The organism is Leifsonia sp. NPDC080035 (assembly GCF_040050925.1).
GTDB lineage: Bacteria > Actinomycetota > Actinomycetes > Actinomycetales > Microbacteriaceae > Leifsonia.
In genome coordinates this window covers 884,178-896,481 of the sequence record NZ_CP157390.1, presented here as the reverse complement: position 1 = coordinate 896,481, position 12,304 = coordinate 884,178, and the positions used below count along the sequence as shown (strand labels likewise).

At 72.2% G+C, this 12,304-nt stretch carries 9 protein-coding genes and 1 pseudogene; 8 read left to right on the top strand and 2 right to left on the bottom strand.

Translation table 11 applies throughout. The features are described from left to right. Window positions 1-73 precede the first annotated feature (73 nt). Window positions 74-1,504: an APC family permease gene (locus tag AAME72_RS04330; protein WP_348789007.1), complete on the top strand. Its 1,431-nt coding sequence runs from the start codon at window positions 74-76 to the stop codon at window positions 1,502-1,504. Window positions 1,505-1,588: 84 nt separating this feature from the next. Here AAME72_RS04330 and AAME72_RS04325 read toward each other — a convergent pair whose 3' ends face one another. Beyond that, complete coding sequence (locus tag AAME72_RS04325; protein ID WP_348789006.1) at window positions 1,589-2,740, bottom strand: MFS transporter; 1,152 nt, start codon at window positions 2,738-2,740, stop codon at window positions 1,589-1,591. Window positions 2,741-2,844: 104 nt separating this feature from the next. Between AAME72_RS04325 and AAME72_RS04320 the strand changes: the two are divergent. From AAME72_RS04320 to AAME72_RS04305, 4 genes and pseudogenes are all read left to right on the top strand, one after another. Beyond that, window positions 2,845-4,616 (top strand): annotated as a pseudogene (locus tag AAME72_RS04320) (glycoside hydrolase family 3 N-terminal domain-containing protein). 139 nt (window positions 4,617-4,755) lie between these two features. Continuing rightward, the gene (locus tag AAME72_RS04315) at window positions 4,756-5,205 is read left to right on the top strand and encodes a DapH/DapD/GlmU-related protein (RefSeq protein WP_348789005.1); all 450 of its coding nucleotides are present in this window, start codon (window positions 4,756-4,758) and stop codon (window positions 5,203-5,205) included. Window positions 5,206-5,274: 69 nt separating this feature from the next. Further along, window positions 5,275-5,880: an NUDIX hydrolase gene (locus AAME72_RS04310; protein ID WP_348789004.1), complete on the top strand. Its 606-nt coding sequence runs from the start codon at window positions 5,275-5,277 to the stop codon at window positions 5,878-5,880. Between the two features lie 170 nt (window positions 5,881-6,050). Continuing rightward, window positions 6,051-8,141, top strand: coding sequence for an acyl-CoA dehydrogenase (locus AAME72_RS04305; protein ID WP_348789003.1), 2,091 nt, complete (start codon window positions 6,051-6,053; stop codon window positions 8,139-8,141). A 75-nt stretch (window positions 8,142-8,216) separates the two neighbouring features. On the opposite strand, the gene AAME72_RS04300 is transcribed toward AAME72_RS04305, so the two are convergent. Beyond that, entirely contained in the window at window positions 8,217-9,200 is a 984-nt protein-coding gene (locus AAME72_RS04300; RefSeq protein WP_348789002.1) for a malate dehydrogenase, read from the bottom strand. Between the two features lie 57 nt (window positions 9,201-9,257). On the opposite strand from AAME72_RS04300, the gene AAME72_RS04295 reads away from it, so the two are divergent. From AAME72_RS04295 to AAME72_RS04285, 3 genes are read left to right on the top strand one after another with little or no spacing between them, the layout of a single operon-like run. Beyond that, on the top strand, window positions 9,258-10,142 hold the full coding sequence (locus tag AAME72_RS04295; RefSeq protein WP_348789001.1) for a neutral zinc metallopeptidase: 885 nt from the start codon (window positions 9,258-9,260) through the stop codon (window positions 10,140-10,142). Between the two features lie 32 nt (window positions 10,143-10,174). Beyond that, on the top strand, window positions 10,175-11,134 hold the full coding sequence (gene pip / locus AAME72_RS04290) for a prolyl aminopeptidase (RefSeq protein WP_348789000.1): 960 nt from the start codon (window positions 10,175-10,177) through the stop codon (window positions 11,132-11,134). Continuing rightward, a complete protein-coding gene (locus AAME72_RS04285; RefSeq protein ID WP_348788999.1) occupies window positions 11,131-12,291 on the top strand; it encodes an amidohydrolase in 1,161 nt (386 codons plus the stop codon). Before pip ends, AAME72_RS04285 begins: the two co-directional genes overlap by 4 nt. Window positions 12,292-12,304: the final 13 nt, after the last annotated feature.

Sequence of the window (12,304 nt, the reverse complement as noted above, 5' to 3'; positions counted from 1 at the left end):
CCCGTTGCACCCGCAGTTCCCGCTCCATCCCACCCCCATCGGAAGCCCCACCCGACTCACTGGAGAGCCAGCCATGACAACGACCACCCGGGCGGACAGCCCCACCGACGCCGGCCTGCGGCGCGGCGTGATGAGCGGGCCAGAGCTCGCCGCTCAGGCCATCGCCAACATCGCGCCCAGCGCCGTCATCGCCTTCACCGCCGCGTCGATCTTCATCGGCGCCGGCAACGGCACGATCTACTCGTTCGTGCTCGCCACCATCGTCATCCTCTGCGTCGGCTACTGCGTCGTGGTGTTCGCCCGCAAGCACGCCTCGGCCGGGTCGCTCTACACGTACGTCGCGAAGGGCCTCGGCCCCACCGGCGCCTACCTCGCCGGCGTCTCGCTGGTCATCGGCTGCTGGGGTATCGCCGCGGGCTCGCTCGGCGGTGCGGTGTCCTACTTCAACCAGTTCCTGGTGCTGCTCGGCGTCCCCGCCGGCGGACCCGGCTGGTACATCGCGCTCGCGATCGTGCTCGGCGGTCTCGCCACGCTCTTCACCATCCGCGGCATCCGCCTCTCGGCGCGCGTCTCGCTGGTGCTGGAGCTGGTCTCGGTCACCATCATCACCATCCTGCTCATCGCCGCGCTCGTCTGGGCAGGACCGGCGGCGTGGGACCCGGCGCAGGTGTTCGCGAAGGGCGCCCCGTTCCAGGGCGTCGCCGCCGGCATGGTGCTCGGCATCCTCGGCTTCGTCGGCTTCTCGTCGGCTGACGCGCTCGGCCGCGAGGCGAAGAACCCGTACACGGCCATCCCGCGCGCCATCATCTGGAGCGCCGTCGTGGTCGGCGTGCTCTACGTGTTCGCCGCGTACACGCAGATCGCCGTGCTGCACGACGGCCTGGCCACCAGCGCCAGCCCGCTGGAGGACATCGCGAAGCTGATCGGGATGCCGTCCTGGTTCGCGCCCATCCTGACCTTCGGCGTCGGCGCGTCCTTCTTCGCCGTCGTCGTCGCCCCGCTGAACGTCGTCGGCCGCGTCATGTACGTGATGGGCAAGGAGGGCGTCCTCCCGGAGCGCTTCGGCCGCACCCACGAGCGCCACCTCACCCCGCACCGCGTGCTGCTGGTCGCCGGCCCCGCCGCCATCCTGCTCGACGTGATCCTGCTGCTGGTCGGCTCCGACCCGATGGACATCACGGTCTGGGTGGACACCTACGGCACCTACGGCTACATGGTCGCCTATGCGCTGGTCGCCATCGCGTGCATCGCGTACACCCGCCGCGCCGGAATCCCCAACACGCTGGTCTGGGTGTGCGCCGTGGTCGCGGTCGCCGCGATGGCCTACGTGTTCTTCGCCAACGTCTGGCCGGTGCCCGCGTTCCCGCTGAACGTCATCCCCTACCTGTTCCTGCTGACGATCGTCGCCGCGGTCGGCTGGTTCGTCTACCTCGCGCGCCGCCGGCCGCAGGTGATCCAGAACATCGGCAACACCGAGACGGACGCCCTCGAGGGCGTCGGCTGACCCGTCCCTCCGACCGCCCGCACCGGCAGTTCCCCCGCTGCCGGTGCGGGCTTTTCACGCCCTCGGCGCCGGAGGCGGCTACGCCTAGCGCAGCCAGGTGGCTGACGCGACCGCGGAGGCGGCCGTGAGGGCCGCCAGTGCGCCCAGCCCGAGCGGCAGCCCGGCGGCGGCGCCGATCGCTCCGACCAGGAGGGGCCCGCCCGCGTCGCCCACCTCGCGCCCGAGCTCCGCGTTGCCCATGGTGCGGCCCATCCGTTCCTCCGGCGTCGTCGCGGCGAGATGGGCGTAGGCGAGCGGTGTGGCCACGCCGACGGTCAGCCCGACGAGCAGCGCGGCGACGAAGATCGCGACCGGATGCGCCCAGACCATCAGAACGAGGGCGACGCTGCCGACGGCGAGTGCGGAGGCGACGCCGACGCGGGCCGCGAGCCGGCCTCGATCGTGAGCACGTCCGACGAGCGGTTGGGACACGGCGGACACGACCGCGATCAGAGCGACGGCCGCACCGCTCACCAGGGCGGGAAGACCGGCGCGCGTCGCGAGCAGCGGCAGGTAACCGACGGCGACGCCGAGCAGGCCGGTCGTCGCCGCGAGCGCGAGCGTCGGCAGCAGGAAGCCGCGGTCGGTGGTCTGCCGAACCAGGTCCGCGAGTGTGTAACGCGGGCGCGGGAGCACGGGCAGGGCGGGAACGGCGAGTGCGACCCACAGTGCGGCCACGGCCGCCAGCACCGCGAGAGCGAGCGAGAGCGCACCGATGCCGCCCACGCCGACGAGGCCGGCCCCGAGAAGCGGTCCGGCCGCGTAGCCGACGCTCTTCCACGCGCCGTAGCGGCCGAAGTAGCGACCGAGCCGCTCCTTCCCCGCCAGGCGCGCGACGGCGCTGGAGGATGCGGGGGAGAAGGCGGACGCCGCGGCGCCCTGGCCGAGCCGCGCGATGGCGATCACGAGCGGCGTCGGGCTGACGATCGCGATGGATGACGCGACGACGAACGCCACGAGGCCGCCGACGATCACCGGTTTCACCCCGATCCGGTCGCTCAGCGCCCCGAAGACCGGCTTGAGCACGACCTCCGCCAGGTCGTACAGGGCCAGCACGAACCCGAACGTCAGCAGGCCTATCCCGAGTTCGCCCGCCTCGACGCCGAGCGCCGTCGCCACGCCGTGCGCACCGAACGCGGTGGTGAACCCCGCGAGGTAGAGGGGGGCGAGGGAGCGGCTTCCCGGCGATGACGTCACGCTCCGATTGTGCCCTCCGCTGGGGCCTTCTTCTCGCGGCAAAAACCTAGCACTGTTCGGTTTATGATCGTGACGACCGTCACGTGACGCCCGAAGGAGTGCGAATGACCGACACCGACCAGACCGTGGACACCCGCTACCGCGACCCCGGCCTCCCCATCGACGAGCGCGTCGAGAACCTGCTGCGGCAGATGACGCTGGAGGAGAAGGCGGGCCTGTTCTTCCAGACGATGATCATGATCGGGAAGGACGGCGAGCTCGCCGGGGCCGACCCGTCGTTCGGCATCCTCGACACCGACGAGATGGTGCGCGGCCGCCACATGACGCACTTCAACGTCTTCGGGGCGGCGAGCACCGCCGAGCAGATGGCGCGGTGGCACAACCGCCTGCAGGAGCTCGCGGCGGACACCCGCCTCGGCATCCCCGTGACGCTCTCCACCGACCCCCGGCACTCGTTCAGTGACAACCCCGGCGCCGCGATCATGGCGGGCCCGTTCTCGCAGTGGCCGGAGGCGCTGGGCCTCGCCGCGATCGGCGACGAGGCCCTCGTCGAGCGGTTCGCCGACATCGCGCGCCAGGAGTACACCGCGGTCGGCATCCGCGTCGCTCTGCACCCGCAGATCGACCTGGCGACGGAGGCGCGCTGGGCGCGGCAGGTCGCCACCTTCGGCGAGGATCCCGACCTCACCTCCCGGCTCGGCGCCGCCTACATCCGCGGATTCCAGGGCGCCGAGCTCGGGCCGGACTCGGTCGCGACGATGACCAAGCACTTCCCCGGCGGCGGCCCGCAGAAGGACGGCGAGGACCCGCACTTCCCGTACGGGCGCGAGCAGGTCTATCCCGGCGGCGCGTTCGAGGCGCACCTGAAGCCGTTCGAGGCCGCGTTCGAGGCCGGGACCAGCCAGATCATGCCCTACTACGGGATGCCCGTCGGCACCGAGTACGAGGAGGTCGGCTTCGGGTTCAACAGGTCCGTGATCACCGGCCTGCTCCGCGAGCGGTTCGGGTTCGAGGGGATCGTCTGCACCGACTGGGGCCTGATCAGCGACGTGGACATCGCCGGTCAGCCGTTCCCCGCGCGCGCCTGGGGCGTCGAGCACCTGAGCCCCCGCGAGCGGATGCGGAAGGTCATCGAGGCGGGCGCCGACCAGTTCGGCGGCGAGTCGATCCCCGGCCTGCTGGTCGAGCTGGTGCGCGACGGCGAGATCTCCGAGGAGCGGATCGACGTCTCGGCGCGACGGCTGCTGCGTGAGAAGTTCCGGCTCGGGCTCTTCGACACACACCGACCGTTGATCCTGCCCGTGCCGGCGCGATCGTCGGCAGCCCCGAGTTCGTCGCGGCGGGGGAGGACGCGCAGCGCGCCTCCGTCACGCTGCTCAAGAACGACGGCGTGCTCCCCGTGGCCCGTGGCGCGAAGGTCTTCGTGCAGGGCTTCGACGAGGCGATCGCCGGCGAGTACGCGACCGTGGTCGACCGGCCGGAGGAGGCGGACGTCGCCCTGCTGCGGCTGCACGCGCCGTACGAGCAGCGGGCGACCGTGTTCGAGAACTTCTTCCACGCGGGCTCGCTCGACTTCCCGGCCGACACCGTGGAGGAGGTCCTCGCCGTCGCCCGCGCCGTCCCGACGGTGCTGCAGGTGCTTCTGGACCGCCCGGCCATCCTCACCCCGTTCGCGGAGGACGCCGCCGCGATCGCCGGCGACTTCGGCGCGAACCAGCGCGCGCTGCTCGACGTGCTGTTCGGCGCGGCGGCCCCGCAGGGCCGGCTGCCCATGGACCTGCCGTCGTCGATGGATGCGGTCAGGGCCGGTCGCCCCGACGTGCCGTTCGACACCGCGGACCCGCTCTACCGGTTCGGTCACGGCCTGTCCTACTGAGAACTCGCCGAATACCCCCTGGTCGCCCCCGGAGTCGGCGCGTACAGTGCCCTTTCCGTGGGGCGATCAGGAATTCTTCCGGGTCGCTTCGCGTTATGTCAGCTGGGAAGAAACGCGACGATCTCGAAGGAGGGATGAGATGGCGAGAATGATCGAAGAGCTCGAGGACGAGACCGGCGCAGTCATCAAGTACAGGCGGCACGCGAACGGCAGGGGCCTCGTCTCCCCGACCGCGCGCGTCGCCGAGTCGGCATACATCGAGCCGACCGCATACGTGGAGGCGGACGCCCGCGTCGGCCTCGAGGCGTACATCGGCGCCGGCAGCTGGATCGACAAGGGGGCGACGATCGGCGACCGCACGTTCGTCGGCGCGAACGTCCACATCGGCGCGGGATGCGTCGTCGGCAGCGGCGCCAAGATCGGCAGCAACGCCAAGCTGGGCGCCAACGCCATGATCGGCAACGGCGCACGCATCGGCAGGGACGAGCAGGTCCAGGAGGGCGCCGTCGTGGAGCTGAAGGGCTCCGCCGCCGCCCGGGCCGCGCTCGCCGCGCCGCTGCGCGGACCGGCGAACCGCCGCGCCGCGTAGGCACGCCGTCACCGGAACCGCCGGGCGCCCCATCGGGAGCCCGGCGGTTCTGCGTGTCAGGATGACCGGGTGGACGACTCCGTTGACCCCGGCGCATGGACCCGCCTGTCCGAGCGCGAGGCGTACGCGCACTTCATCCGGGTGCGCGTCGACACCTATCGGACGGGCTCCGGCAGCGTCTCGGAGTGGGACGTCCTTGTACAGCCCGACTGCGTCTGCGTCGTCGCCTTCACGGCGCACGGCACGGCGCTCGTGTTCGAGCAGTTCCGCGTGGGCCCCGAGCGCTGGATCGCCGAGATCCCCGGCGGCATCGTCGACCCCGGCGAGGAACCGGTGGCGGCGGCCCTCCGGGAGCTGCGGGAGGAGACCGGCTTCGTCGCCGGTGCGCACTGGTACGGCGGCTCGGAGTGGACGGGGGCGTCGTCCACCCGCCGCAAGCACGTGGTGATCGCCGGCGACTGCCGCAGGGCGGGCGCACCGGAGTGGGGCGCCGATGAGTCCGGGATCGTCCGGGAGCTGCCCTCCCGCGACCTTCTCGATCACCTGCTCGCGGGCGAGGCGACCGATTCGGGTCCCGCCGTGCGCGCCCTGGTGCGATTCGCGCGGGCCGTGGACGTGCCGGCGGAGCTGACCGCGCTGCGCGAGACGGTGCGCTCCCTGCTCCTCGACGCCTGATCGTCCCCGCCCGTTGTCGGTACCCGCCGATCCGAGGGGGCCCGATTTGGAGCTTCCCACAAACGGGCTCGGGCACGTGGCGTGGCGTTTTGTAGCCGCCGCACCGACGGTTTCCGCTCCGCGGGAGTCGGTCGTAGCGTGGCGGTGACCCCGACATCGAAGAGGAACTCATGGTTGATACCGCTGAGCGCACGACGGCCCCGAACACCCCCCGCACCACCACCTCCACCGGAAACCCGCCCGCGGCCGGCGCAGCGCCGCGCGTCGACGTGGAGGCGCTGGGTCGCCAGCTCCTCGGCGACTGGGCGGAGGTCCGGCTGGCCTCCCGCGAGCTCGCCGCCCGGCCGGAGATGCAGAAGATCGAGGGTCAGAGCGTCGCGGACCATCGGAAGCGGGTGTTCGAGCAGCTGAAGCTGCTGGTCGAGCACGGCCAGGTGCACCGCGCCTTCCCGAAGTCGGTCGGGGGAGCCGAGGACCACGGCGGCAACATCGCCGCCTTCGAGGAGCTCGTCGCGGCGGACCCGTCGCTGCAGATCAAGTCCGGCGTCCAGTGGGGCCTGTTCGGCGCGGCGGTGCTGCACCTCGGCACCGAGCCGCACCACGAGAAGTACCTGCCGGGCATCATGTCGCTGGACGTGCCGGGTGCGTTCGCGATGACCGAGACCGGGCATGGCTCCGACGTCGCCAGCATCGCGACGACGGCGACGTACGACCCCGAGACCCGGGAGTTCGTCATCGACACCCCGTTCCGCGGGGCGTGGAAGGACTACCTGGGCAACGCCGCCGTCGACGCCACCGCTGCGGTCGTGTTCGCGCAGCTCATCACTAAGAACGTCAACCACGGCGTCCACGCGTTCTACGTGCCGATCCGGGATGCCGACGGCGCGTTCCTGCCCGGCATCGGCGGGGAGGACGACGGCCAGAAGGGCGGCCTGAACGGCGTCGACAACGGCCGCCTGCACTTCAGCGGGGTCCGCATCCCGCGCACCGACCTGCTGAACCGCTACGGCGACGTCGCGGAGGACGGCACGTACAGCTCGCCGATCCAGAGCCCCGGCCGCCGCTTCTTCACCATGCTCGGCACGCTCGTCCAGGGCCGCGTCTCGCTCGACGGCTCCTCGACCATCGCCGCGAAGATCGGCCTGAAGATCGCGCTCACCTACGCCGACCAGCGCCGCCAGTTCATCGCGGGCAGCGACACCGACGAGGAGGTCATCCTCGACTACCAGCGCCACCAGCGCCGCCTGCTGCCGCTGCTCGCCACCACGTACGCCGCGAGCTTCGCGCACGAGGTGTTCCTGCACAAGTTCGACGACGTGTTCAGCGGCGCGGCGGACAGCGACGCCGACCGTCAGGACCTGGAGACCATCGCCGCGGCCCTCAAGCCGCTGAGCACCTGGCACGCGCTCGACACGCTGCAGGAGGCGCGCGAGGCCTGCGGCGGCGCCGGCTTCCTCACGGAGAACCGGATCACCTCGCTGCGCCAGGACCTCGACATCTGGGTCACCTTCGAGGGCGACAACAACGTCCTGCTGCAGCTGGTCGCCAAGCGCCTGCTCACCGACTTCAGCCGCAAGTTCGCGAAGGCGGACGCCGGCGCGCTGGCGCGCTACGTCGTCACGCAGGCGGCGGGCAAGGCGTATCACGGCACGGGGCTCCGGAGCGTCGCGCAGACCGTGCGCGACTTCGGCTCCACCGCCCGCGCGGTCAACTGGTTGCAGGAGCCGGCGACGCAGCGCGAGCTGCTCACCGACCGGGTGGAGACGATGATCTCGCAGATCGGCGGCCGGCTGCGCCCCGCATCCAAGTTCGGCAAGAAGGCGGCGGCCGACCTGTTCAACTCGCAGCAGAACGAGCTGATCGAGGCGGCACGCGCGCACGGCGAGCTGCTGCAGTGGGAGGCGTTCACCGAGGCGCTCGAGAAGGCGCCGGACGCGGGCACCAAGCAGGTGCTGACCTGGCTGCGCGACCTGTTCGGCTTCGGCCTCATCGAGAAGCACCTCGCCTGGTACCTGATGAACGGGCGGCTGTCGCCGCAGCGCGCGCAGGCCGTGACCGCGTACATCGACCGGCTGCTCACGCGCATCCGCCCGCACGCCGTCGACCTGGTGGACGCCTTCGGCTACGGCCCCGACCTCGTCCGCGCGGCCATCGCGTCCGGTGCGGAGGCCGAGCGTCAGTCGGAGGCGCGCGCCTACTTCGCCGAGCACCGCGCCGCAGGCACCCTCCCCGCCCAGGAGAAGTCCCAGAAGAAGAAGTAACCCAGCCGCCGAGCACAGGGAAAAGGTCGCGATTCGATCCGAATCGCGACCTTTTCCCTGTGCTCGAGGTCCGGGCTAGAGGAGGCCGAGGGCGCGGACGGCGTCGCGCTCGGAGACGAGCTCGGCGACGGAAGCGTCGATGCGCTCGCGCGAGAAGGCGTCGATGCGGAGGTCCTGGACGATGTGCCACTCCCCATCCACCGCGCGCACGGGGAACGAGGACACCAGCCCCTCCGGCACCCCGTAGGAGCCGTCGGAGACGATCGCGGCGGATGTCCAGCGCTCGCCGGTCCCGTTCACCCAGTCGAAGACGTGGTCGATCGCGGCGCTCGCCGCTGACGCGGCCGACGACGACCCGCGCACGTCGATGATCTCGGCGCCGCGCTTGGCGACGCGCGGGATGAACTCGTCCGCGAGCCAGCGCTCGTCGACGAGGTCGGTGGCCGGGCGCCCGTTCACGGTCGCGTGGCTGAGGTCCGGGTACTGGCTCGCCGAGTGGTTGCCCCACACGATCACGCCGTCGATCGCGGACACGGGCACGCCCAGGCGCGCCGCGAGCTGCGCGACGGCCCGGTTGTGGTCCAGTCGCGTCATCGCGGTGAACCGGGAGGCGGGCACATCCGGCGCGTGCGCGGAGGCGATGAGCGCGTTCGTGTTGGCCGGGTTGCCGACGACGAGCACCCGGATGTCGTCCGCAGCCCCGGCATTGATCGCGGCGCCCTGCGGGCCGAAGATCGCACCGTTGGCCTCGAGCAGGTCGGCGCGCTCCATGCCGGCCCCGCGCGGCCGTGCGCCGACGAGCAGCGCAACGTTGGCGCCGTCGAACGCGGCCCCCGCGTCCTCCGTGACGTCGACGGAGGCGAGCAGCGGGAACGCCGCATCCTGCAGCTCCAGCGCGGTGCCCTCGGCCGCGCCCCGACCTGCCGGGATCTCCAGCAGCCGCAGCCGCACGGGGACGTCCGGACCGAGCAGCTGGCCGCTCGCGATGCGGAAGAGAAGGGCGTAGGCGATCTGCCCGCCTGCGCCGGTGACGGTCACGTTCACGGGGTCGGTGCTCATGTTCCCGAGCCTAGCCCGGCGCTCCCGCCGCCGACGAGGGCGGCGTACGGTGACCGCATGACGTTCGACCCCAACGCCGACATCAGTGGAGGAAAGGTCCGGCGCCGCGGGCGCACGACCGGGATCGCCGCCGGGGGCGTCGGCCTCGGCGCCATCGCCGTGTTCCTCATCGCGCAGCTCCTCGGCGTGGACATGTCCGGGCTGGTCGGCGGCGGGTCGGGTGGCACGCAGCAGATCGGCACCGGCGACCAGGCCGTCAGCTGCGGGACCGGCGCGGAGGCGAACACGAGCATCGACTGCAGGATGCAGGGCGCAGCCGCCTCCCTCGACATCTACTGGGCGCAGGAGCTGCCGCGGCTCGGTGGCAAGTACGCGAGTCCGGGGTTCATCCTGTTCACCGACCAGACGGACACCGGATGCGGCGGTGCGACGAGCGCGGTCGGCCCGTTCTACTGCCCGCCGGACGAGACTCTCTACGTCGACACCGGGTTCTACGACGAGCTGCGGTCGCGGTTCGGCGCGAGCGGCGGCCCGCTCGCGGAGATGTACGTGGTCGCGCACGAGTGGGGGCACCACATCCAGAACATCTCCGGGATCATGGACCAGCACACCGGCCGCGGGACGGGGCCGGCCTCGGACAGCGTCCGCACCGAGCTGCAGGCCGACTGCTTCGCCGGCAGCTGGGCGGGTGCGGCGTCCACGACGAAGGACGAGAAGGGGGTCGCGTTCCTCGAGCCGATCACCCCGGCGCAGATCCAGGACGCGCTGAGCGCCGCGGCGGCGGTCGGCGACGACCGCATCCAGAAGGCCGCGACCGGTCGCGTCGACCCCGAGGGATGGACGCACGGATCGGCCGAGCAGCGTCAGCGCTGGTTCACCCGCGGCTACCAGCAGGGCGCCTCCGGCTGCGACACGTTCTCGGTCGCCGGCTCCGCTCTCTGACCGTCGCAGGCGCGACCGATAGCCTCGGGAGCATGCGCAGCCTCTACCCGGAGATCGAGCCGTACGACAGCGGGATGCTGGATGTCGGCGACGGACAGCAGGTGTACTGGGAGGTGAGCGGCGACCCGGACGGGAAGCCGGTCGTGTTCCTGCACGGCGGCCCGGGCGGCGGCACCACCCCCTCTCACCGCCGGCTCTTCGACCCGGAGCGCTACCGCATCGTGCTGTTCGACCAGCGGATGTGCGGCCGCAGCCTCCCGCACGCCAGCGAGCCGGAGGCCGACCTCGCCGTGAACACGACCTGGCACCTGGTCGAGGACATGGAGCGCCTGCGCGAGCACCTCGGCATCGAGCGCTGGCAGGTGTTCGGCGGGTCGTGGGGGAGCGCGCTCGGCCTCGCGTACGCCGAGACGCATCCCGAGCGGGTGACCGAGCTCATCCTGCGCGGCATCTTCACCCTGCGCCCGCAGGAGCTGGACTGGTTCTACGAGGGCGGTGCGGCCGCGCTGTTCCCCGACCTGTGGGAGGGCTTCATCGAGCCGGTGCCGGCGGAGGAGCGCGGGCACCTCGTCCGCGCGTACAGCCGACTGCTCGCCGACCCCGACCCCGCCGTGCACGGACCGGCCGCGGTGGCCTGGTCGCGCTGGGAGTCGTCCACGATCACGCTGCTGCCGAGGCCGGAGGTGGTGGCGACCTTCACCGAGGAGAAGTACGCCGTCGCGTTCGCCCGGATCGAGAACCACTACTTCGTCAATGGCGGCTGGTTCGAGCCGGAGCAGCTGATCCGTGATGCGGGACGGCTGGCGGACATCCCCGGCGTCATCGTCCAGGGCCGCTACGACGCGTGCACCCCGCCGATGACCGCGTGGGACCTGCACCGGGCGTGGCCGGAGGCCGAGCTGCGGATGATCCCGGACGCGGGCCACGCGTACGACGAGCCCGGCATCCTGGACGCGCTGATCGAGGCCACCGACCGGTTCGCGGACCGATGACCGCGCTGCTGCGGAACGTGCGGCCGTGGGGCGGCGCCGCCAGCGACGTCCTGATCGAGGGCGGCAGGATCGCCGCCGTCGAGCCGCATCTGCCCGCTCGGCCCTCGGACGACGCGATCGACGGCCGCGGCCTGCTCGCGCTGCCGGGGTTCGTGAACGCGCACGCCCACCTCGACAAGAGCTGGTGGGGCAGGCCGTGGGTGAGCTACGGCGGGGAGGCGACCACCCAGGGTCGCATCGCGCACGAGCGGGCGCACCGCGACGAGCTCGGCATCCCGAGTCTCGAGTCGACGAGCGCGCTGCTGCGCGCGCTGGTCGCGCAGGGCACCACGGCGTTCCGCTCGCACGTCGACGTGGACCTCGGCGTCGGCCTGCGCGGCATCGCGGTGGTCAGGGAGGCGGTCGCCGCCCTCGGGCTGCCGGTCGCGCTGGAGATCGTCGCCTTCCCGCAGGACGGTGTCCTGCGGCGTCCGGGCGTGATGGACCTGCTGGATGCGGCCGCGGCGGAGGGCGCCGACCACATCGGCGGCCTGGACCCCGCATCCATCGACCGCGACCCGGTCGGCCAGCTGGACGGCCTGTTCGAGATCGCCGGGCGCCGCGGGGTCGGGATCGACATCCACCTGCACGACGGCGGCGAGCTCGGCGCGTTCCAGTACGAGCTGATCATCGAGCGCACGAGGGCGCTCGGGCTGGCCGGGCGGGTGAACGTGGCGCACGGCTTCGCGATCGGCGAGCTGCCGGCCGCCCGCCAGCACGCGCTCGTGGACGGGATGCGGGAGGCGGGCGTGTCGATCACGACGGTCGCGCCGATCAACGCGCCGCGGCTGCCGCTGCGGCTGCTCCGCGACGCCGGCGTCCCGGTCGGACTCGGCACCGACGGCATCCGCGACCTCTGGGGGCCGTACGGCGACGGCGACATGCTGGCTCTGGCCACGCGCCTGGCGCAGCTCTCCGGGGCGCGCCGCGACGAGGAGCTGGTGGAGGCGGTGCGCATCGCGACGAGCGACGCCGGCGTGTTCGTCGGCCGGGCGGTGCACGATCTGGTCCCGGGCGCGCCGGCGGATGTGGTGCTGGTCGACGCCGAGAACGTGCCGGAGGCGCTCGTGGCGGCGCCCGCGCGCGAACTGGTGCTGGTCGGCGGCGTCCCGGTCTGAGGCCGGGTCAGTC